The following is a 22,006-nucleotide window of genomic DNA, read 5'->3' as shown; positions in this document are numbered from 1 at the left end:
TTGATTTATTTTAGAGGGGGGTCAATTTTTAATTGGAGCTTCAGGAACCTTACCATACAACACATTACCTGCAGCTTCATATTTATCATCTTTCACCCAAAAAGGAGTTTCAGGGTCATTGGCTATCAGCCTACCTGAGAGCACATAGCCTTGGTAAAATTTCAATAGATAATCATAATCCAAACTATCTGCCTCATCACTAGGTTGGTGGTAATATTTGTTAATTTCATCATCAAAGGCATCAAAACCAGTTGAATAAGTAGGAGCGGGTACACCCTTACTGGCAAAGCTTACATTATCGCTACGATCAAATAGTCCTTGTTCAGGAGCAGGGTCATCAATGGCTTTTAAACCAAAAGTTGCGGCACCTGAAACAATATGTTTTTGTGCTGTTGTTCTATTTAATCCAATTACGGTAGCCAATTTTGTATTGTTATACCCTCCACCATCGGTATTGAAACCATATACTATTTGTTTGAGTGGAAATATAGGGTGCTCAACATAATATTGACTACCTAATAAACCTTTTTCCTCTCCGGTAAAAAAAATGAATATAGCTGACCGTTTTGTAGGAAACTTTCCAATATTCTCTGCCATACTTAAAACAGCAGTAGTGCCTATGGCATTATCCCGTGCACCATTATAAATACTATCACCTACAGCATCAGGTTTACCAATACCCACATGGTCATAATGTGCAGAATACATAATGAATTCTTCTTTTAATTTTGGATCGGTACCTTCTAGAACACCTATTACATTTTGTGTTTCTAGTGTTTCTTCTTTTATTCCGTCAGTTTCTATTGCATATGCTAGCTTAGCATTATTGAATGTAGCAAGTTTATTAGCTGAGGAATTTACCCAAAGATGAATAAAATCTGGTTTTGGCATTTGTTCATCTTTAGTATCAGGTATCTTAACACCTTCTTCCATGAAATGAGAAACCCTGGTCCACCAATCTTCTTCAAGTAAAGTCATCTCAAGTAACCCTATTGCCCCATTTTTGATTGCTAATTCCTGTTTTTCTTTATGTGCATTATAAACTGCTCTAGCATCTGAAGCTTCTGAAGTTCCACCTTTTACTATAATAAGTTTTCCGTTGACATCTTTTCCTTTGTAATCTTCTTCAATTCCAAAATTAAGATAGATTGCTTCTCCGGAAAGATCACTCCCTTTTGCTTCCACTGCAATGGTGTGTGGATAGTTTTCCCCATTTATAGAAACCTTAAGTACTTTGGTTGCAGTGGTTTGTATTAAATTAAATTTCTGATAGTAAGAATTTATGGCAGAATGCGGTTTTATGCCATACCCGCGTAAAGTATTAGCTAGATAGGATGCCGCTATTTTTAATTCTGGAGATCCAGTAGCACGACCTTTTAGGGCATCATCGGCCAAAAAATATATATGTCCCTCAATTTCATTTTTATCAACGGTCATCTCTGCTTTTTCTGAATCTGTCTGAGCAAAAACCAGAGTGGTCAAGCATAAAGTTATAAGTAGTAGTAAAGGTTTCATAGTATTCATTATATGGGTTATTTGATGTTAGTTTTAAATAATACATTTAAGTGTTATAGCGGTGTGTGCTTATGGTCACATAATTCTTAACACTCCATAATAAACTGCTGTTAATAGCAGTAGCACAAGGCTAATAGCTAAAAAGAATATAGATCGTTGAACGTTTCTAAACTTCCACGCAGATATTTTTGAATTGATGTAAATCTGTTCCCCCAGTTGCTCAAAAACTTCTTTTTCATTAATACTTACATCATAAAACTTCTGTGAAAATTCTTTAATAGTGCCAAACTTGGTAATGACATCTCCAAAATAAAACACATTATCACTATAGTTCCCTTCAAGTTTTGGAATAAAGCAGCGTACACTATAAAAAATGGAAACTACGGTAGCTACAAACCACAGTCCAATTAGTATATAGAACAAAATGGCATTTGACACGGAATGCATTACGGGAGCAGCACTTTGGTAGATGAAATTGAGAATAATACCATAGAAAGAGAGTATAAGTCCCGCCTTCAATTCCGAAGCCTTTATGAGTCCAGATACATAATTAATGGTGCCCCAATAATGATCTACTAATTCTTCTGCATGTCCCTTGGATTTTAATTCATCTAAAAGACCTTTCTCAAAAGCGGACAATGGGTTATGCTCTTGTTTGGTTTTATTGGAATTCTGGTTTTTATTGTCAATCGGTTTGGTCATGGCTTTAAATTTAGTTTCAATGGCTATTCTATCACATTGTACACCGTAAGAGGTTTTGCTTTGTTCTTCATGTTAATACTACCTAGGTTCTCACATTTAAAAGCCTCTTTTACCTGTTCGTAACAACTTTCACAGATGATAATTTGATTTTCTTTAGCGGCATCTTGCAATCTAGCGGCAGTATTTACCGAGTCTCCTATAACAGTGTAATCTAGACGCTTAAGGGTAGCGGAACCAATATTTCCGGAAATCATTTCACCACTTTTAATACCTATAGAAACTTTTGGCTGGTATGTTTCTTTGCCTTCCTCTTTGGGTAAGCTGTTCACTTGATTTCTAATGGCCAGTGCAGCATCAATGGCACGGTCTAAATGATATTCTCCTCTAAAAACGGCCATGACGGCATCACCTATAAATTTGTCTATAATACCATCTTGCTCCATTATTTCTTTGACCATGGTATCGAAATAGGTATTTAGCATTGAAACAACAATGTCAGGACTAGTGGTTTCACTAATTTTTGTGAATCCGCATACGTCTACAAACATTATGGTACCTTCAATATTCTCGTTTGCCATTATTTTAGACTCATACTCTTGGCCACCCATAAAATTGAGTACGTTTTCATCAACATACATTTTTAGAATATTGTTTTCTTTAATGGCCTGCAGTGTTTTTCTAATTTCCATGGCATGCTTTAAAGTCTTTTCCATCGTAATCGTTAAGTCTTCAAAGTTTATGGGTTTAGTGATAAAATCAAAGGCACCTCGGTTCATGGCTACACGAATATTTTCCATGTCACCATAGGCGGAAACAATAACCGATTTAATTAAAGGGCTAGATTCATGCAATTCCGAGAGTAGGGTAAGACCGTCCATCTCTGGCATGTTAATATCGCTCAAAACAATATCTATACCAGGATTTTCCCCAAGTTTCTCTAGCGCATCTCTACCGTTTATAGCAAATACAAACTCGTATTCGTTCTGCCGTATCTGTTTTCTAAATTTCTGTTTGATGAGTATCTCTAAGTCCGTCTCATCATCTACTACCATTATTTTTGCCATAGTCTTAAGTTAAGGTTATCAGCTTGTCTTTAAGAACTGAAAAATCTAAAGGTTTGGTTAGAAAGTCGTCCGCACCTAGATTTTTTGCCATTGTTCTATTTTCATCATCTCCATAAGCGGTTATCATCATAACCATTGGTGGTGGTTTCACATAATTTTTTTTGATGTTATCCAATAACTCTAAGCCGCTCATGCCAGGCATATTGATATCTGATAAAATCAATACCGCTTCATGCTGCATTGTTTTCATAATTTTGAGTGCATCTTCTCCAGAGAATGCAAAAACAAATTCTAGTTCCTCTTTTCTTATTTCTTTTCTAAAACGCTGTTGAAAAAGCACTTTTACATCTTGTTCGTCATCTACAACTAATATCTTCATAATCTGTTTTTTTTGTGTTTGTACATATTATAATGAGGGAACATTTTGCTATTTAATTCATTGGTAATGAGATGGTGAAGGTGGTGCCTTCACCTTGTTTTGTTTCTACCGTTAATTCGCCACCATGTACCTTTACAATATCATAGCTTAGTGATAGTCCTAATCCGGTGCCTTCACCTGAAGGTTTGGTAGTGAAAAAGGGTTGAAATATTTTATCCAATACCTCTTTAGGCACTCCATTACCATTATCAGATACTTTAATGAGCACCTTATTGCCCTGTTTTTCTGTAGTTACCGAAACGGTAGGTTCGTAACCATTTGGGTTTTCTTCTTTTTTCTTTTTTACCACATAAAAGGCATTGGTAATAAGATTTAAAATAACCCTCCCAATATCCTGGCCAACAATGTTTATTTTACCGATAGCATCATCAAAGTCGGTATTTAACGTGGCATTGAAGCTTTTGTCCTTTGCACGTAAACCATGGTAGGCTAGGCGTAGGTACTCATCAGATAAAGTATTGATATCGGTCATTTCTTTTTGACCGGTGCTGCTACGGCTATGCTGTAGCATTCCTTTCACGATACCATCGGCACGTTTGCCATGAAATATTATTTTGTCCTCATTGGCGGCTACATCTTTAGCCAAAGCTTTTACTTCATCATAATTACCGTTATCTATTTCTTCTTCCAGTTCATCAAGAAGTTCTTTATTTACTTCAGAGAAGTTGTTAACAAAGTTTAGCGGATTTTGAATTTCATGGGCAATACCAGCGGTGAGTTCACCCAAACTTGCCATTTTCTCGGATTGTATAAGCTTTGATTGTGTAGACTTTAATTCCTCTATTTTAGTCTTAAGCTGAACCGTTCTATGAGAAACACGTTCTTCTAAGATTCTATTCTCTTTAGTTAATTTTCTGGCTCTAAAAACAATATATGCCCTTAAAATACTAGCTGCAATTAAACCGAAGAGCAAGTATGCCCACCAAGTTTGCCACCATGGCGGATTTATTTTAAATGAAAGTGTATCTGGTACGGACCAGTCGCTATTCCCACTTCTATCAGCTACTTTAAAAGTGTAATCTCCTGGTTTTAAGTTATAATAGTTTTTGGTCTTGGTAGCATTTGCAGCATAGCTCCAATCTTCATCTTCACCATCTAGAATAAAACGATAGTTTAATTGATCCCTGTTGAATATATCATTACTTCCATAACTAAAACTAATACTGTTCTGGTCATAGGGTAGAATAAGGCCTTGAGGTAGGTTGTAAGGATGTTTTACCGACTCCCAAGTTATACCATTGGTATTGGCATAGGTTGAAGTTTGCACCTTTGTAGAATCTTTCTTTTGGTTGAACCCGAACCCCGGGTTTTCATCCATGACGAAAATGTTGTTAATTTTCACTGTTCCAGTAGTACTATCTTGTTGTGGTTCTGAATTAAGAACAAGTAGTTTCCACTCATTGGAATCATTCGTAACACCTGACCAAAACTGGCCGTTTTTTAAAAATTTAGGTGAATTTTGTAAATAATCATTCGATTTAAAACCGAGTCCACCATTAAAATTGTAGAAGCCTTTATCTGTTGTTTTTGCAGTGGCTTTTTCCATGGCAATTAAACCATTACCACTAGCCGCATACATAAAGTTCCCTCTTTCAACTAGGTCGTAAAAATCTAGTGGGTATAATCCATTTTCACTTTCAATAGTAGTAAGCGTATTTTGTTCTAAATTAAGTATGTCTATACCGTTTAAGGTTGCTATCCATAATTCACCTTCATTAGAAAGTTTTACTGAAGATACATTTTCATGGCTAAGACCTTGCTCTTTACTAAGATAACTAACAGAGTTCGTTTTTAAATTTACTTTGGCTAGTCCGTTTGTAGTAGGTATCCAAATAATTTCTTTGTCATAAGCTATGACGGATCCGCTTCCTGCCTTTAAAATTTCCTGGCCATTTTTAGAGACTGCTTTTTTAACGGTGTTGTTTTCAATATTAAATATGTACAGTCCTGATCTAGAGTAGTTCGCAATTGTACCTTCATTTATAATAGAAATTCCTGCAGCAAAAATGTTGGAAGAATTGGCATAGACGGAAAGTTTATTTTTCTTTTTATCAAGAATAGAAAAGCCGGGCCTTGTGCTTAAATAATACATGTCCGGTGATATTTCTTTGATAAAATTGATTGTATTGGGTGCACTATGTAATTGCTCAAAACTTAGGGTTTTTATAGTATTTTTATTTAAGTCAATAATATTTATACCCGCAGCGGTTCCAAGCCATAGTTCACCCTTTGAGTCTTCTTCTATTTCCCAAACTTGGTCATCTATTAAGCCTCTGGTGGTATCAAAATATTCTGTTTGTAAAGTAAATTCATTGGCGATAATTACTCCATTATCAGTGGAGGCAATCCAAAGTGACCCATCCTTACGCTTTAAGGGTGTTGGTATTTTAAGGGATTCTTCTCGTTTAGCGTTTAGCTTAATTTTTTTAGAGGCATTTCTATTTGCACTTAGAATATATGCCTCTCTAGGGCCAAATATCCATAAGTTGTCGTCAGAATCAAATTCCATATTGTCACCCTTTATGGTATATCCGTTTTCTTCACCTAATACACTAACTTTATTCTTATCTAATGCTATTCTTAAAATGCTTGGAGTGGTTTTAGTATCAGGATTTGGGTAAGGGTAACTTAACCAAATACCATTTTGTGCATCTTCTTTAAATTCATAAACGACAGAATTTATTTCTAAATTGGCTATGATTGAGATTGTTTTAATCTCAGTTCTTTCTTTATTCAATACCGCAAGACCATCTATAAACCCTAACCATAAGTTATCTTTGCTATCTTCAAAAAGTTTAAAGGGCTTATTTCGTCCTATATTTGAAATCTTTTGCAAACTTTTCATTTCCGAGTCCATTTTGTATATCCCTTCACTATCGGAGATTATGTATAGGGTTCCCGTATGATCGCAAAGAATGTCAAACGGTATAAAGCTTGCCGTTTTAGTTATTGTATAGGCTGTATTGTTTATAAAGTCTAACACCGTTAAAAAATTTGGTCCAGGACTTACCAACCAAAGCTTACCTTGTTGGTCAAATGTCATTTTATACACTCCTGGGTAATCGTAAACTAAGGCGTTCTCACCATCATAGTAGGTTAGGGGTGTATTATTCATGGAAGATCCTATCCAAATACCACCATCCTCAGTTTCTAAAAACGATGTAATATCGTTAGAGGGCAATCCCTCATTTGTGGAAAGCTGTAGAAGATTCACATTTGTGCCAGCCATATTCGCTGGGGGTTTCATTTTAGTAATAGTTGGTTTTTTTATGGTAGATTTTGTAACTGTAAATGACGCAGAATCAAGCTTCAATTTCTCTACAGGAAAATTTTCCCAATCCAAATCGTATTCTTTCATGGGAGTTTCCAGTGGCTTAAATTCATTAAATTCAAACGGTTTGCTTGGCAAGGCATCTACGTTTAAATCATAAAAAACGGGAGTTGTCAGCGTATCATTGGTTATGGTTTCCCATTCAAAAGGTTCGGGGTCCGTAAATTGTAATGGAATGGTTTCTGGAACCTTAAAATCACCTACTGTAGTTTCCGTTTCGGACTTGCTTTGTTTATGGCAGGAAACCAAAAACAAGCAGCAGAAAAAGCCTATTATAAGAACAAGTTTACTTTGTTGTGTATTTTTCATACTGGTTTGGTTGTTGGTCTAGTTTGGTAATTCTATAATAAATGTGGTTCCCTTATTTTTTGTTGTTTCCACTTTTAACTCTCCATTATGTCCTTTCGTTACAATATCATAACTCATACTTAAGCCCAAGCCGGTACCTTGCCCAGTAGGTTTGGTGGTGAAAAACGGTTGGAATATTTTCTCTACAATTTCCTTCGGAATGCCGTTACCGTTATCGGAAATAGAAATTTGTACACTTTGAGACCCACCCCCAACCCCTCCAAGGAGGGGAGTTCGCTTTGATATAATTTTTACGGTAGGTTTATAACCTTCAATGTCAGAATTAGCTTTTTCATTTACCGCATAAAAGGCATTGGTAATCAAATTGAGAATTACCCGCCCCATGTCTTGTGGTACAATATTTACTTTTCCCATGTTCTTGTCAAAATTTGTAATGAGTTCTGCATTAAAAGATTTATCCTTTGCCCGCAGACCATGATAGGCTAAGCGCAAATACTCATCAGCAAGGGCATTGATATCCGTAGGTTCTTTTGTGCCGCTGCTACTTCTGGAATGTTGTAGCATTCCCTTTACAATATTGTCCGCACGTTTGCCGTGATGGTTTATTTTTTCTAGGTTTTGTTTGATATCCAATGAAATAGCCTTCACTTCTTCAAGATCTCCTTTATCCAATTCCTCGTTCATTTCATCAACAAGTTCGTTGCTTACCTCAGAGAAATTATTGACGAAGTTTAACGGATTCTGAATTTCATGGGCAATGCCGGCAGTGAGTTCACCAAGGCTCGCCATTTTTTCAGATTGGATGAGTTGAGATTGGGTGGTTTTTAATTCTTCTAAAGATTGATTAAGTGCTGCTGTGCGCTCCTTAACTTGTTGCTCTAAAGTATTTTTTTGTTGAGATAAAATGGATTCTTTTTCTTTGGATAATTCTTGGACACGATTTAAATTTAATCTTAAATCTTGACTGCGCTTTCCAAATGCGTAACCTAAATAGATAGCTAAAACAACAGGAACGAGCATAAAAGAAAAAGGAATAAATTTATCTATCCGCTGGTCTACTAAACCCATATACCAACATATCATTAAAATCCAAAAGGCCAGGTTAATACAACTAGAACTTAAAAATAAAAAGCTGGCAACTTTATTTTTGTTCCAAGATTTTAAACTTAAACGTATAATACCAGCATAAAGGAAAATTGACCAGATTGGCCCCAACTGCTCAGGATCATATAAAAAGTAACAACCTATAGTTAAAAAACATAAAAAACTAATAGCTTTAAAAACAAGGTCTATAGGCTGTGCTAATATTTTGTAAAAACAGAACAAAAGAATAAGGCTTGAAATAAGAATGCAAGTGTCATAATAAAAAGTTAGCCAAAAATAAGTGCCAGTATTATGATAGAACGACAATACTCCTAAGGTAAATAGAATTAAGAATAATAAAGAGGCAGCAAAATAACCGTTAATTTTCTCTTTAGGAAAGAAAATAAAAAACGATAGGAAAATAATAAACATTAGAATAGCAAGTCCAAGTGAGATATAATAACTATTGACAAATTGTTGAAAAAAAGCTACACGTTTATTCTTTATCACATCAGTTGAATTGGCATTACGCAAGGACGATATATAAATTCTAATTAGTCCGTTATGATAGTAGATAGGGTATTTGTATTGCGCATTGACAAAACGTACAGCTAAAATTTGTTCCTTGCCGATCTCTAAAGGTAAATGAAGCACTTGGCTAAATGGGTTATGGTAGATAACTTCATCCTTATTAGAGCTTACACTGCCCAATTGGTGAATTAGTTTGCCATCTAAATAAATTTCTGAAGCTCCTTCTTGAAAGATATTTAAAACTAGTGCATCATTTAATGACTGGTCTGCCATAATACGTTTACGCAACCATACAATTTCGCCCCTATCTGCAATTACGTTTTTTCCATCAATCAGATTTAAGTTATTACTAGAGAATTCATTCCAGGTAGAATCATCAATTTCTGGATTAGCCCATAATATATTATCTCCTTTTTGAAAACGCCAATCCATTCCAAGAATCATCCAGTTATCAGCAACAGTACTATCTGTAATGACTAACACTTTGTCTTCTTGACTAAAAACTGTCAACGAAAGCAGAAAACCAATAATGTATAGTATATGTTTCATTATCATTTAAATTATGGGAAAAATGATTTTAAAAGTGGTTCCTTCACCTTGTCGTGTTGTCACCAGCAATTCACCACTATGCCCCTTAGTAATAATATCATAACTCATGCTTAAGCCCAAGCCGGTACCTTGCCCAGTAGGTTTAGTGGTAAAAAAGGGTTGGAATATTTTCTCTTTTACTTTATCAGGAATACCGTTACCGTTATCGGAAATGGAAATTTGTACACTTTGAGGCCCACCCCCGACTCCTCCAAGGAGGGGAGTTCGCTTTGATGTAATTTTTACGGTAGGTTTATAACCTTCAATGTCAGAATTAGCTTTTTCATTTACCGCATAAAAGGCATTGGTAATCAAATTGAGAATTACCCTCCCCATGTCTTGTGGTACAATATTTACTTTTCCCATGTTCTCGTCAAAATCGGTAATCAGTTCTGCATTAAATGACTTATCCTTTGCCCGAAGTCCATGATAGGCCAAGCGTAAATACTCATCTGCAAGGGCATTGATATCAGTTGGTTCTTTTGTACCGCTGCTATTTCTAGAATGTTGTAACATACCTTTTACAATATTGTCCGCACGTTTGCCGTGATGGTTTATTTTTTCAAGGTTTTGTTTGATATCCAATGAAATAGCCTTAACTTCTTCAAGATCTCCTTTATCCAATTCCTCGTTCATTTCATCAACAAGTTCATTGCTTACTTCAGAGAAATTATTGACGAAGTTTAAAGGGTTTTGAATTTCATGGGCAATACCAGCAGTTAACTCTCCAAGGCTCGCCATTTTTTCAGATTGGATGAGTTGAGATTGGGTGGCTTTTAATTCTTCTAAAGATTGATTTAATTCTGATGTTCTTTCTTTTACTTTTAATTCTAACTTTTCATTTTGAGAAGCAATAAGCGCACTCTTTTCAGCTTCGACCTTTACAAGTTCCATTGCATTTTTACGCATATCCTCATTTTTCTCTCTCATGCGATAAGCGACAAATGCCAACATTCCAAAATAAAAAATTCCCTTACCGATTAAGTCACTGTTTACAGAAACTAATCTTAAACTAAGATGATCACCAGAAGCGAGCCATCTATATATAAGTCCTAGATAAGAAGTAGTAAATGATAAAAATAAACTAAACATGACTACCCTGACAGATATTACTTTTTTTCTGGATTTTAATGCGAAAATGAGTAAAAATATGGCAATCCCTATTACCGTAATTAGGTAGGAATAAGAACTGAAATACATTGCTAAAGATGCTATTATACAGAATAGAATCAACCATTTTTTAAGGTTTCCATATAACATCCTATAGCCCAATAAAAGACATAATATAGGGAAGAAGAAAAATAAAATATTACTTACATAATCTAACGTAATCATGATGTTAGAAGGTAGGGTGAAAAATAAACTATCTCCACCAAAGAATGCCGATGCAATGGTTTCTAGTAACATTACAGTGCAAAAAATAGCTATAATTAATAACTCCTTTTCATCTCTAATTAGAATATAGAGAAGCCAGAAAAGAATTGAGAATATAAAAGAGCTGATCAAGTCAAATAAAGCTTTAAAACTCAATAAACTCATATAGTCAAAATACGCGTTGGATACAATTCTGGTTGAACCCACTAGAGCTTTGGTTATGTTTCCATAAGTGCTATAGTCAACATAATGTATCGTTAATGTATGTACTGTATCAGGTTCTAAAAATATTGGGGTTCTTATTTCAAAATCTTGAATGTGTTCTTTAAATGAGGCTCTATCATTCCCTTTTTCGCCAAATTGGCGGAACAACTTTCCATTTAAATAAATATCCTCAGCAGCATGATCTTCTTTATCTAAATAGAGAGGAAGCTTTGCTACAGCACTATCAATAGTAAACTGCAATCTGAACCATCCTTCAAATTTTCCAGAACTATCTACCATATCATTAGTTATCTCAGAAGGACTTAATCGTTCCCAGCCAGCTAAATCAATCTCTACAGGAGATAAATCTTTTTCATTGCCCGATTTAAAAATCCAACCTTCTCTATTTTTCAACGTTAAACCAAATAGTGGATCTACATCTGCTTTCGTAAAATGTATAATGGTATCGAGTGCCAATCCATTTTTATCTACCGGGTTTTCTTGCCCACTTGCCGTAAATAGCATACAGAAAAATAGCGTGATGAATAGCAGGGATTGTTTAATCATGTATTCTTAAGTTATTGGTTGAACCTGGTTCAAAAATGTTGGCAAAGAAATTGGAGGTTGAAGAAATAATTAAAAATACCTTTTTGACGGAAGTACCGTTAAAACAAGTGTCATCATTTAAAATGTAAGTATGGGTTGTTACGTAGACATTTAAATAATCATGTAGCCATTTGGTATAGATTTCAATGACTTGATTTTCCCTATTTACAACTAATTTCATGCACAATTGGTGGTTGGTTTAAAAAAATAGCACTGATTACAACTTCATCCTCGTATTTAATTTTTTGAATTAGACACAAGACAAATAAGGCTACACATCAGGGGGCGATGAGCAACATATTGTGAATCAGAAAATAAAGGGGAATTTTACACCCTTAAAGTACGTAATAACTTTTACTTTAAGAGTGTTTTATTAAGAATTTAGATGCAAGAGATGAACTAGAATCCTTAATAAGGATATTAGTACGTAAAATATAGTTATAGATTGAAGTTATGAAATAACAGTACTCGGTATCAGTTCTTCCACAATTTCACCATCATTTAAATAGACGTAGTACGAATGGTTTTCATCGTTCAATGAGACTGAAGTATGAACTTCACCATCAATAAAATGAATAGCGGAACGGTCGTCACAGGCATAACCTTCGGATAGTTTGCCGGTCTTTATGTTTTCAAAGTACAAAGGTCTTCGTGAAGTTTCAGAATTGTAATGCGGGCAGTGGCTTTTGTCTATAAATGACATGCCGCCAACAATACTTAATTCTTTTGGTCTAGAATCTGTAGTACCGCCATTAAACCAGCATAAAGAACCAGCGCTGCCACCACCCATAACTACCCCGTTGTCATAGGCTTTTTTAAGGGCAACATCAATGCCTTGCGCTTTCCAAATGGCGAGCATGTTCAACGTATTTCCACCACCAACGATTATGGCATCCATCCGGGAGATGATCTCTTCGAACGATTCTTTTTGATCATAAGAATTAATCCAAACCGAAAGTACATGTGGGGTAACATCTATCTGTGAGCACACCTCATAGAAAGAAGCAATATACTGAGCGTCTTCACCACTAGCTGTAGGAATAAAACACATATTCGGTTTTTCCTTGCCGGTAGCTTTGGCAATGTAGTTTAAGAAAGGTACGGTATGGCGGCCACTGCCGTAAATTACCATTTGCTTTTTCATAAAGACGATAAAATGTTTATGCTAAAGATAAAATGAATTTCTAACAGAAGCTATTCGCTTCTGCTAGAATCTGTTCGTTTTTTAGGCCTGTTTGTATTTCTATTGTTCTTTCCCCGAAAGTTGTTGCCACCAGGTCTATTTCTGTTTCTATTTTTATTACGGGAGTTACCTTGTTTTCTTTGTTGTTGTGCCGGTTGACTGCCCGTATCTTGCGGAGTATCTTCATCTACGAATTGATGCTCTGGCATGCGAGGTACAGATTGTTTTATCAATTTCTCGATATCACGTAAGTAGGGTCTTTCTTCTTTATCACAAAAAGAAAGTGCCGTACCACTTGCATTTGCCCTACCTGTTCTGCCTATACGGTGAACATAAGTTTCGGATACATTTGGTAAATCATAATTTACAACCAATGAAAGGTCTTCTACATCAATTCCCCTTGCGGCAATATCGGTTGCAACCAAAACCTTAAGATCTCCTTCTTTAAAAGCACTTAGTGCCTTTTGTCTTGCAGTTTGCGATTTATTACCGTGTATGGCTGCAGAACGTATACCTGCTTGGTCTAATTTCTTTACAATTTTATTGGCTCCATGCTTAGTTCTGGAGAAAACAATAAGCGTACTCTCAGGGTTCTCTTTAATAATATGGATAAGCAGTTTTGGTTTGTTTGGCTTACTAACAAAATATATTCCTTGTTCAACTTTCTCTGCTGTAGCTTGTTCTGGCTTAATGGTAACGCGTTCAAAATCGCCCAACATTTTTCTAGAAAGCTCAACAATGTCTTTTGGCATAGTAGCCGAAAAGAAAAGCGATTGTCGTTTAGGAGGCAATTTCGCGATGATTTTCTTAATATCATGAATAAAGCCCATGTCCAGCATTTGGTCAGCTTCATCAAGTACTACGTGTTCTAAATCTCTAAAAGAAATAAAACCTTGGTTCATTAGGTCTAATAAGCGACCGGGAGTAGCAATTAATATATCAACGCCTCCTCTAAGGGCGTTTACTTGTTTACCCTGTTTTACTCCGCCAAAAATAACGGTATTACGTAGGCCTGTGTATTTTCCGTACGCCGTAAAACTTTCGGCTATTTGAATGGCAAGTTCACGGGTAGGTGTTACTATAAGCGCTTTAATTTTTCTTTTGTTCTGGCTAAGACTTATACCTTCATATAATTGATGTAGGATAGGAATACCAAATGCGGCCGTTTTACCGGTTCCCGTTTGTGCAACGCCCAATAAATCTTTGCCTTTCAGTAATATGGGTATGGATTGTTCTTGAATTGGAGTAGGGTGAGTATATCCTTCAGCCTCTAATGCCTTGAGGATAGGTTCGGCTAAGCCGAGTTCTTTAAATGTCATAAAATTTTAATAAGCTGCAAAGGTACGCTTTAATGTGGAAGGAATTGTAATGTGGGGTTAAAGTGCAAAGTGTTGAGTACAAAGTAAGAAGTATAAAGTAGTTGGAAGTAAGAAAATAGAATAAAGAGAATAGACCTTTTTTGATTAGTTCCTAATCAAATCTATTTAGCAAAGCTAAATTTTATAGTTTCTAACAACTAACAACTAACAACTAACAACTAACAACTAACAACTAACAACCAACAACTAACAACCAACAACTAATCCTGAACTTGATTTTTGAGATTGTGCTTGTATTTAAAACATCGATTGTCGATTAAAGTCACTAAAAATCGGTAAGGTGAAAATAGGGGTAATGTCGTTAATCGACGGGATTTTACACTTAATCCGAATCTTTGTCAAGTAACGAGAATACGGTGTTTTTCAGCGATTCATCACCTAGTAGAACAAGGTCTACGGCGTTTTATAATTGTAACAAAACGCAAGTCATGAAAACATTAGCAACTATCATTTTCATCATCTTTTTAAGCTTTACTGCTCAAGCTCAAAACACAACTTCAGAGGTTAAAGTTGAAACTATTGAAATGAGCATTGTTACGGAAACTACAAATGAAGTTAAAACGGAATCTACTACTGAGGTTGCTCGTTTATACAAATTCAAAAATTCAAGAATTAAAAGAGATTTGAATTTTATCACTAAGGCTAACAAGCCTAAAATGGCTTAATTATAGTGTTCAGTGTTCAATTGCCAGGTACAGTTTAAAGTATTAAGTACTAAGTCTTAGGTACAAAGTACAAAGTGGAAAAGAGAAAATAGAGAAGAGAGGAAAGACTTTTGGTAATGAAAATTTTGCAAAGCAAAATTTCATTTTTCCAACAACTAACAACTAACAACTAACAACTAACAACTAACAACTAACAACTAACAACTAACAACTAACAACCAACAACCAACAACCAACTATAATCCTGCCATAGCAGCTTCGGCACATCTTTCGCCATCCATTGCTGCAGAAACGATACCACCGGCATAGCCACCACCTTCACCACAGGGGAAAAGTCCTTTGATCACTGGGTGTTCCAGTTTTTCGTTTCTAGGGATGCTCACAGGTGATGAGGTTCTGGATTCCACGCCTACAATATTTGCTTCGACCGTGTAATAACCATGCATTTTATCACCAAAAGCTTTAAAGCCTTGTCGCAATCTACTACCAATAAGTTTAGGTAACAGGGAGTGTAGGGGAGCGGAGTTTAATCCGGGTTGGTACGAGGTAGGGTTAAGGTCTACGGATAAGTTTCCTTCTACGAAATCGGTCAATCGCTGAGCTGGGGCAGTTTGCGTTCTTCCGCCAGAAGTGAATGCCAGTCGTTCTAAATTCTTTTGATATTCCAATCCTTTCAAAGCCCCGAATTTCTCATATTTAGGAATATCCTTATCCACATTAATTTCCACTACGATACCGGAATTGGCATACAGGTTATTTCGTTTTGATGGTGACATGCCGTTTACAACCACCTCGCCAGGGGAAGTGGCAGCAGGCACAATGAATCCGCCAGGACACATACAGAACGAATACACGCCGCGTTCCTTCACTTGTTCCACTAAACTATAAGAAGCTGCAGGTAACAATTCGCTTCGGTCACCAGAGCAGTGGTATTGAATACTGTCTATGATATGTTGCGGATGCTCTACACGCACGCCCATGGCAAATGATTTTGCTTGTAGCGCAATATCTTTTTTATGTAATAAGTCAAAAATGTCACGAGCGGAATGTCCCGTAGCCAATATTACGCGATCCACGGCCATTTCATTATTGTCGTTTAAAACAATGGCTTTTAACGTATTGTCGTTGATAACGAAATCGGTCACCTTGGTATTAAAATGAACTTCACCACCGTGCTGCTGTATAACTTCACGAATATTCTGTACAATTTTAGGGAGCTTATTGGTTCCGATATGTGGATGTGCATCTACTAATATTTGGTCTGTTGCACCATGAAATACCAAACTTTCGAAAATGCGACGTACATCGCCACGTTTAAGACTACGGGTGTATAATTTTCCATCAGAATACGTACCTGCGCCACCTTCACCAAAACAGTAATTACTTTCAGGGTTTACCTGATGGTCTTGGTTAATGGCCTTCAAATCTCGTCTGCGTTCTTTTACATTGTTACCACGTTCCAAAACAATAGGTTTGTAACCCATTTCTAAACAACGTAGTGCCGCCCACATACCCGCAGGTCCAAATCCTACAATATGTATGGGTTTGGCTTTTGATACATCTTTATATTCAAAATGAAGGGCGTCGTTAGGTGCGGGCTCGTTAATATATACCGCCAATTTGTAATTGAATACAATTTTAGGTTTACGTGCATCAATAGATTTACGTAAGACTTTAAGGGTAAAAGACCCTTCTTCGAGTCCAAGATATTGCGCTGTACGAATTTGTAATCCGTTTGGGGTTGCTTCTTCCTTTAAAGTTAACCTTAGCTGTACATTTCTAATCATAGGGCAAAATTAAAGTAAAAAGATGATGTAAAGTTGTAGCGGCTTAAAAATGCATAAGGTCTGTAGCGGTAAAATTATTTTTCAATGATGGTTCTAAATGTGAGGTTTACTCTTGGTGTTTTACTTTTCGTAGTGGGTGGCAATCTATGTAACCAGTGGGTCTGTGTTTCATCTTTCATCATTAATAGGCTACCGTGCTCTAAAACTAGTTCAACCTTTTCTTTCGTTTCTTTGTGTTTAAATGCAAATTTTCGCTCCGATCCAAAACTTACGGAAGCTATTGCGCCATTTTTTTTAAGGTCTTTTTCTCCATCACTATGCCACGCCATGCCCTCGCTGCCATCATGATATAGGTTTAATAGGCAAGAGTTAAAGGTTACGCCACTTTCTTGCTCTACTTTAGATTTTAATTGAAGCAACTCTGCAGTCCACGGTAGGGCTAGTTTAGTAGTTTTAGAGTAGGTATATTGAAAAGGTTTTTCGCCATACCACGCTACTTTTCGTTTGGTTATGATCTTTTTGCCAAAGATGATGGCTTCATCATTCTTCCATTTTATTTTGTTCAATAAGACATTTAGATAGTGTATAGCGTCTTCCTCATTTAATATTTTACCAAAGTAATGTACCGTTCCGTCACGTGGAAGTAGGTTTTTCGTGTGGTCAACCTCAATATCAAATAATTTCATAACCCTTGTTTTCTAACAATTCAGAGAACTAAAGTACTTGGTAATGATCTTAAAAGCAAAAGCGAATAGTTAACCTTTTTTATAAGATTTTCTATTCGCTTTTATAATTAAAATGAACTTTGTTGATATATACTAATTGCTTTTGAGCAAGTTTTTAATCGCTTTGTTCCATTTTTCTATAGACTGAAATTCTCCACTTAATTGATAGTTGACTTCAACATCATAAAATTCAAAAACTACATCTGGTGCATTGGTGTTTTTTGGGAAAAGTTGCAGCAGCAATCGCTCTGTAATTTTCTCTTTTCTTGCAAAGGATTTACCAATGTTCGCAATTTCAGCAGTTTTAATAGTGGCTAAATCGGCATACTGTTCATGTAATTCTTCGCCATTATTTGAGACAAAGAATACAAATTTCTTTTCAGTGTCCAAACCTATGGCATAGTGACCAAAAATCTCATATTCCGTTAGTTTACAATGATGTGTAGTTGCGATGTCGTTTAAAGATGCCATCATTTTTTTTTCTTTTATTTTTCTGTTTCTGTTCGTTAAAACAAAAGGCATTGCACATAGTGCAACAGATGCTAAACCAATAGCAGTTACTCCAAATTCCATGTTGTAAATTTTAATTTTTTAATACTGATTATTGTATGATGTAAAGTGATACATCATAAGACCTAGTTATTTAGCTATCAAATTGATAGCCTATATGAAGAGGTCTACCAGAAATTATGGAAAGGAAAAATAAGATCAGTTTTTCTAAACTTGATCAATAGTGTTTTGGCATAAAGAATATATTGCCTGTATCTAGAAATAGAGGCAAAATCAATACCGTTAAGGCTAGCGGTAAAGCCAGTAAACGGAAGCTTGTAATTAGGCGAAACAACTTCGGCAACATCTGAAACCGAAACTTCAGATTGCTGAGCATGTGGAGATAAAAGTTTGGTGGACGCTGCAAAATAGCTTTTTTGCTCGCTATTTTCGCTTAATGGTGTTTGGTTAAAGTTAGTTAGGGCATCTGCAGAATTAACTAGCCCGAAACAATAAATTGTAACGAGGAATAGAACTTTTACTATGTTGTTAAAACTTTGCATTTTACGCTATAACTACTTGGTCCAGTATTTCATTAACTTCTTTTAAGCTTTCTTCATTATCTAGAAGTAAAACCAAAATATCATTTGCTTCAATCACCGTAGCACCGCCCGGACGTACAAATTTACCATTTCTCTTTATCATCACAATGAAAGCCGACCTGGGAAAATGTAAATCGATAATTCGTTTTTCTACAGCAAAACTGTTGGGAGCAACCGTAACTTCTTCCATAGCGGATTTAGGTAGATTAAGAATGTATCTATCATTTTCTGCAATAGGTTTTACTTCCTCCGGTAAAGCAACATTAAGCCATTTGGCAAAAATAGATAGGGTAGTACCTTGGATTAAAACCGATGAAACCGATATAAAGAATACGATACTAAATATAATATTGGCCTTATCAATGCCTGCTAATAGGGGATAAGTTGCAAATACGATAGGCACTGCACCACGTAAGCCCACCCATGAGATATAGAAACGTCTCCCTAGTTTCATTTTAAAGAACATAAGGCTTAATAAAACACTTACAGGCCTTGCCACAAGAATTAAGAATACCGATATAAGCAGACCAATACCTAAATAAGGTAAAATCTGAGAAGGGAAAACGAGTAGGCCTAAGGTCAAGAACAATACGATCTGCATTAGCCAAGCCATACCATCGAACATTTTTAAAATGGTAGACTTATGTATTAAATCTTGATTGCCTAAATACACGGCACAAATGTAAATAGCCAAGAAGCCATTACCGCCAACAGCGTCTGTAGCGGAAAAGGTTATGAACATTAAGGCAATGACCAGCACAGGGTACAAACCTTCAAAGCCTAATTTAATTTTGTTGATGATAATTTCACTGAGCTTTCCAAATACAAAACCGCCAATGCCGCCCAATATCATTTGTTGTAAAAACAAGGGAATGATAGAGAGAACGCTCAGGTCTTGATTAATGACCAAGGTCAAAAAAGCAAGAGTAAGCACATAAGCCATGGGGTCATTACTACCACTTTCAAGCTCTAACGTGGGTCTTAGATTACTTTTTAAGGCTAAATTTTTAGAACGTAAAATGGAGAAAACCGCTGCGGCATCTGTAGAAGATACAATAGAGCCCAACAACATGCTTTCGTATATGGTAAAATCGGTAATATAATAGACGAAAGTTCCAAGGGTGACCGCTGTGAGCAAAACCCCTAGGGTAGATAGCACAAGTCCCTCTTTTAAAATAGGTTTTACAGCGTTCCAATTGGTATCTAAACCACCAGAAAACAATATAAAGTTAAGAGAGACAATACCAATGAATTGGGCAAGTTTAGGGTCATCAAACTGAATACCGCCAATACCATCAGATCCGGCAAGCATACCTATGGCTAAGAAAAGAATCAATGTAGGTACCCCGAATTTGTACGAAGTCTTACCAACTATAATACTGATAAACAGTAATATAGAGCCTACAAGAAGTATGTTTTCTATGGTAAGGTTCATTGGTGGTCAGTTGCCTTATTTTTAAGGCAACAAAGTTAGATCATTTATCAAAAAACCAATACAAATGTTAAGGTTTGGCACAATGTTAACATGTTGTATTATAACCCTGATTTATTAAAAAACTAATTAATTTTTCTAATGAAGGCAGTTATAATATTGATGGGGTATAGTAATTGTACACAGACTGCCGCAAGTGTAGATAAAGTCACGGTTAAATGAGAACCAAAATCTTGATTTGAATCTGATAGGAAAAATGAGATGAATAAAATTTAGCAGAAGCCAATAACGGTAATTATTAAATGAATTATGGTCAGCCAATTTACCAACCTTCTGTTAAGTTTAATTACGACCCAGTATCCAAAACCTATAATTGCAAATATAATAGAGATTAGTACGGCTTAATTGATTAACCCCAGTACATAATAGGTGTCATGAATATTAAAGTAGAATGTTTTATCAGGTTTTAGAAATCCTGTGAGTAGTATTATGGGAATCAGGATCCAGAAAACAATATGGGGTGTTTTGGTAACTTTAGTCATCTGTTGGTTGTAGTATTATTCCTAAAGTCAAGTTAATCATTATTAAGAGAATCACAATTAAAGTTTAGTGTCAATATTTATATATACATTTACATGTATCTATATAATATATCATCATGGAGCTAAAACAAGTGGAGAAAATATCTAAAGCATTAAGTGATGTTAATCGTTTAAAGATTCTGCAGTATATGCAGAAAAATCAAGGCAAGGTTGAATGCACCAAAGCGTGTAACCTGCTCGATTTAAGTCAGCCTTCCATCAGTCATCATATAAAAAGGTTGGTTGAGGCAGAACTCATCAATCAACATAAAATAGGACGTAACTATCACTATTCCTTAAATCATGAAGTTTGGGATAATTACATGTTACGATTACAGCAACTGTAGTTTTTTTGATAAAACATATAGATACTTTTAAATGTATTAATGAAATTATTTGAATGAAAAATATTAAATATTCTATATTGGATTTAGCCATTGTATCAGAGGGTACAACGTTAAAAGATACTTTTGACCACTCTTTGGCATTGGCACAAGCTGCGGAAGAAGTGGGGTACAACCGATTTTGGTTGGCAGAGCATCATAATTCTATAGCTATTGGTAGTAGCGCCACGTCTGTATTGATGGGTTACATTGCCGAAGGAACAAAAACTATACGAGTGGGGTCAGGTGGTATAATGCTACCAAATCATTCCCCATTGATAATTGCAGAGCAGTTTGGAACTTTAGGAATACTATACCCAAATAGAATAGACCTAGGTTTGGGGCGTGCACCTGGAACCGATCAATTAACCGCCCAAGCCATACGGTCAGATTTTTTCCAGGCGGCACAGTCGTTTCCTTTAGAAGTGGAAAAAATACAGCGCTATTTCTCTACGGAAAATGCAGATGCAAAAGTGCGCGTTACCTTGGCAGAAGGGGTAGAGGTACCTTTATACATTTTGGGTTCAAGCACGGATAGTGCCCATTTAGCCGCCAAAAAAGGATTGCCCTATGCATTTGCGAGTCACTTCGCTACGAACCATTTAATGAACGCCTTGCAAATTTACCATCAGGAGTTTCAGCCTTCTAAGGTTTTGGAGAAACCATATACTATGGCAGGCGTAAACATTATCATTGCGGATACAGATGAAGAAGCGGAACGCATTTCAACATCCCTTTATAAAATGATTATTGGTTTGTTGACAGGAAAAAGGGGCTATATGCAACCACCGGTACCCATGACTCCTGATTTACGTGAATTGAGTAAAAATCCGTCTGTACAGCAAATGTTGAAGTATTCCTTTATTGGTAGCAAAGAAACCGTTAAAAAACAAGTGCAACAGTTTATAAACGATACCCAAGTAGACGAACTTATTGCGGTTACCAATATTTATGACGGTAAAGACCGCATAAAATCATACCGCTTGTTTGCCGAGATTATGAAAGAATTGAATGGGGAGAAGGAATAATTCTCC

General features: G+C 36.0%; 18 protein-coding genes. 3 read left to right on the top strand and 15 right to left on the bottom strand.

Annotation, left to right across the window (positions count from 1 at the left end):
* Positions 1 to 21 precede the first annotated feature (21 nt).
* The 10 genes from B2Z27_RS04835 to B2Z27_RS04790 all read right to left on the bottom strand — a co-directional run bounded on the left by B2Z27_RS04835 (position 22) and on the right by B2Z27_RS04790 (position 14,248).
* On the bottom strand, positions 22 to 1,515 hold the full coding sequence (locus tag B2Z27_RS04835; RefSeq protein ID WP_286812772.1) for a M28 family peptidase: 1,494 nt from the start codon (positions 1,513 to 1,515) through the stop codon (positions 22 to 24).
* Between the two features lie 75 nt (positions 1,516 to 1,590).
* Positions 1,591 to 2,217 (bottom strand): Pycsar system effector family protein, encoded by a 627-nt coding sequence (locus tag B2Z27_RS04830; protein WP_286812771.1) that lies wholly within the window; start codon positions 2,215 to 2,217, stop codon positions 1,591 to 1,593.
* A gap of 23 nt (positions 2,218 to 2,240) precedes the next feature.
* On the bottom strand, positions 2,241 to 3,281 hold the full coding sequence (locus B2Z27_RS04825) for an adenylate/guanylate cyclase domain-containing protein (RefSeq protein ID WP_071339704.1): 1,041 nt from the start codon (positions 3,279 to 3,281) through the stop codon (positions 2,241 to 2,243).
* Between the two features lie 4 nt (positions 3,282 to 3,285).
* Complete coding sequence (locus B2Z27_RS04820; RefSeq protein ID WP_210707324.1) at positions 3,286 to 3,660, bottom strand: response regulator; 375 nt, start codon at positions 3,658 to 3,660, stop codon at positions 3,286 to 3,288.
* Positions 3,661 to 3,712: 52 nt separating this feature from the next.
* Positions 3,713 to 7,360, bottom strand: coding sequence for an ATP-binding protein (locus B2Z27_RS04815; RefSeq protein ID WP_286812770.1), 3,648 nt, complete (start codon positions 7,358 to 7,360; stop codon positions 3,713 to 3,715).
* Between the two features lie 18 nt (positions 7,361 to 7,378).
* Positions 7,379 to 9,523, bottom strand: a complete 2,145-nt coding sequence (locus tag B2Z27_RS04810; protein WP_286812769.1) for an ATP-binding protein — start codon at positions 9,521 to 9,523, stop codon at positions 7,379 to 7,381.
* Positions 9,524 to 9,529: 6 nt separating this feature from the next.
* Positions 9,530 to 11,707 carry an ATP-binding protein gene (locus B2Z27_RS04805; protein WP_286812768.1) on the bottom strand — a complete coding sequence of 726 codons (2,178 nt, stop codon included), beginning with the start codon at positions 11,705 to 11,707 and terminating at the stop codon, positions 9,530 to 9,532.
* Positions 11,700 to 11,927 carry a hypothetical protein gene (locus tag B2Z27_RS04800; protein WP_286812767.1) on the bottom strand — a complete coding sequence of 76 codons (228 nt, stop codon included), beginning with the start codon at positions 11,925 to 11,927 and terminating at the stop codon, positions 11,700 to 11,702. The genes B2Z27_RS04805 and B2Z27_RS04800 overlap by 8 nt, the downstream gene beginning before the upstream one ends.
* Before the next feature lie 270 nt (positions 11,928 to 12,197).
* The gene (locus tag B2Z27_RS04795; RefSeq protein ID WP_286812766.1) at positions 12,198 to 12,890 is read right to left on the bottom strand and encodes a peptidase E; all 693 of its coding nucleotides are present in this window, start codon (positions 12,888 to 12,890) and stop codon (positions 12,198 to 12,200) included.
* Positions 12,891 to 12,940: 50 nt separating this feature from the next.
* Positions 12,941 to 14,248, bottom strand: coding sequence for a DEAD/DEAH box helicase (locus B2Z27_RS04790; RefSeq protein ID WP_286812765.1), 1,308 nt, complete (start codon positions 14,246 to 14,248; stop codon positions 12,941 to 12,943).
* 488 nt (positions 14,249 to 14,736) lie between these two features.
* Here B2Z27_RS04790 and B2Z27_RS04785 point away from each other — a divergent pair, with 488 nt between their 5' ends.
* Positions 14,737 to 14,973 carry a hypothetical protein gene (locus B2Z27_RS04785; protein WP_286812764.1) on the top strand — a complete coding sequence of 79 codons (237 nt, stop codon included), beginning with the start codon at positions 14,737 to 14,739 and terminating at the stop codon, positions 14,971 to 14,973.
* 236 nt (positions 14,974 to 15,209) lie between these two features.
* Here the strand turns inward: B2Z27_RS04785 and B2Z27_RS04780 are convergent, their stop codons facing one another.
* The 5 genes from B2Z27_RS04780 to B2Z27_RS04760 all read right to left on the bottom strand — a co-directional run bounded on the left by B2Z27_RS04780 (position 15,210) and on the right by B2Z27_RS04760 (position 20,011).
* Positions 15,210 to 16,760: an NAD(P)/FAD-dependent oxidoreductase gene (locus B2Z27_RS04780; RefSeq protein WP_286812763.1), complete on the bottom strand. Its 1,551-nt coding sequence runs from the start codon at positions 16,758 to 16,760 to the stop codon at positions 15,210 to 15,212.
* A gap of 74 nt (positions 16,761 to 16,834) precedes the next feature.
* Positions 16,835 to 17,446, bottom strand: a complete 612-nt coding sequence (locus B2Z27_RS04775; RefSeq protein ID WP_286812762.1) for an alpha-ketoglutarate-dependent dioxygenase AlkB family protein — start codon at positions 17,444 to 17,446, stop codon at positions 16,835 to 16,837.
* Between the two features lie 132 nt (positions 17,447 to 17,578).
* Positions 17,579 to 18,058: a hypothetical protein gene (locus B2Z27_RS04770; protein ID WP_286812761.1), complete on the bottom strand. Its 480-nt coding sequence runs from the start codon at positions 18,056 to 18,058 to the stop codon at positions 17,579 to 17,581.
* A gap of 104 nt (positions 18,059 to 18,162) precedes the next feature.
* Positions 18,163 to 18,537, bottom strand: a complete 375-nt coding sequence (locus B2Z27_RS04765; RefSeq protein WP_286812760.1) for a hypothetical protein — start codon at positions 18,535 to 18,537, stop codon at positions 18,163 to 18,165.
* Position 18,538: 1 nt separating this feature from the next.
* A complete protein-coding gene (locus tag B2Z27_RS04760) occupies positions 18,539 to 20,011 on the bottom strand; it encodes a potassium/proton antiporter (RefSeq protein WP_058105635.1) in 1,473 nt (490 codons plus the stop codon).
* Positions 20,012 to 20,666: 655 nt separating this feature from the next.
* Between B2Z27_RS04760 and B2Z27_RS04755 the strand changes: the two genes are divergently transcribed.
* Both B2Z27_RS04755 and B2Z27_RS04750 read left to right on the top strand, forming a co-directional pair.
* A complete protein-coding gene (locus tag B2Z27_RS04755) occupies positions 20,667 to 20,936 on the top strand; it encodes an ArsR/SmtB family transcription factor (protein ID WP_215997993.1) in 270 nt (89 codons plus the stop codon).
* A 53-nt stretch (positions 20,937 to 20,989) separates the two neighbouring features.
* Positions 20,990 to 22,000, top strand: a complete 1,011-nt coding sequence (locus B2Z27_RS04750; protein WP_286812759.1) for an LLM class flavin-dependent oxidoreductase — start codon at positions 20,990 to 20,992, stop codon at positions 21,998 to 22,000.
* Positions 22,001 to 22,006: the final 6 nt, after the last annotated feature.

It is taken from the genome of Maribacter sp. UBA3344, from assembly GCF_002362375.1.
GTDB classification, from domain to species: Bacteria; Bacteroidota; Bacteroidia; order Flavobacteriales; family Flavobacteriaceae; genus Maribacter; species Maribacter dokdonensis.
The sequence above is the reverse complement of the archived record's forward strand: the minus strand, read 5'-3'. Positions and strand labels throughout refer to the sequence as shown.

Bases quoted from the DNA above. Each gene is read 5' to 3' on its own strand.
- B2Z27_RS04835 (WP_286812772.1), bottom strand. From the start codon at position 1,515: ATGAAACCTTTACTACTACTTATAACTTTATGCTTGACCACTCTGGTT.
- B2Z27_RS04830 (WP_286812771.1), bottom strand. From the start codon at position 2,217: ATGACCAAACCGATTGACAATAAAAACCAGAATTCCAATAAAACCAAA.
- B2Z27_RS04825 (WP_071339704.1), bottom strand. From the start codon at position 3,281: ATGGCAAAAATAATGGTAGTAGATGATGAGACGGACTTAGAGATACTC.
- B2Z27_RS04820 (WP_210707324.1), bottom strand. From the start codon at position 3,660: ATGAAGATATTAGTTGTAGATGACGAACAAGATGTAAAAGTGCTTTTT.
- B2Z27_RS04815 (WP_286812770.1), bottom strand. From the start codon at position 7,360: ATGAAAAATACACAACAAAGTAAACTTGTTCTTATAATAGGCTTTTTC.
- B2Z27_RS04810 (WP_286812769.1), bottom strand. From the start codon at position 9,523: ATGAAACATATACTATACATTATTGGTTTTCTGCTTTCGTTGACAGTT.
- B2Z27_RS04805 (WP_286812768.1), bottom strand. From the start codon at position 11,707: ATGATTAAACAATCCCTGCTATTCATCACGCTATTTTTCTGTATGCTA.
- B2Z27_RS04800 (WP_286812767.1), bottom strand. From the start codon at position 11,927: ATGAAATTAGTTGTAAATAGGGAAAATCAAGTCATTGAAATCTATACC.
- B2Z27_RS04795 (WP_286812766.1), bottom strand. From the start codon at position 12,890: ATGAAAAAGCAAATGGTAATTTACGGCAGTGGCCGCCATACCGTACCT.
- B2Z27_RS04790 (WP_286812765.1), bottom strand. From the start codon at position 14,248: ATGACATTTAAAGAACTCGGCTTAGCCGAACCTATCCTCAAGGCATTA.
- B2Z27_RS04785 (WP_286812764.1), top strand. From the start codon at position 14,737: ATGAAAACATTAGCAACTATCATTTTCATCATCTTTTTAAGCTTTACT.
- B2Z27_RS04780 (WP_286812763.1), bottom strand. From the start codon at position 16,760: ATGATTAGAAATGTACAGCTAAGGTTAACTTTAAAGGAAGAAGCAACC.
- B2Z27_RS04775 (WP_286812762.1), bottom strand. From the start codon at position 17,446: ATGAAATTATTTGATATTGAGGTTGACCACACGAAAAACCTACTTCCA.
- B2Z27_RS04770 (WP_286812761.1), bottom strand. From the start codon at position 18,058: ATGGAATTTGGAGTAACTGCTATTGGTTTAGCATCTGTTGCACTATGT.
- B2Z27_RS04765 (WP_286812760.1), bottom strand. From the start codon at position 18,537: ATGCAAAGTTTTAACAACATAGTAAAAGTTCTATTCCTCGTTACAATT.
- B2Z27_RS04760 (WP_058105635.1), bottom strand. From the start codon at position 20,011: ATGAACCTTACCATAGAAAACATACTTCTTGTAGGCTCTATATTACTG.
- B2Z27_RS04755 (WP_215997993.1), top strand. From the start codon at position 20,667: ATGGAGCTAAAACAAGTGGAGAAAATATCTAAAGCATTAAGTGATGTT.
- B2Z27_RS04750 (WP_286812759.1), top strand. From the start codon at position 20,990: ATGAAAAATATTAAATATTCTATATTGGATTTAGCCATTGTATCAGAG.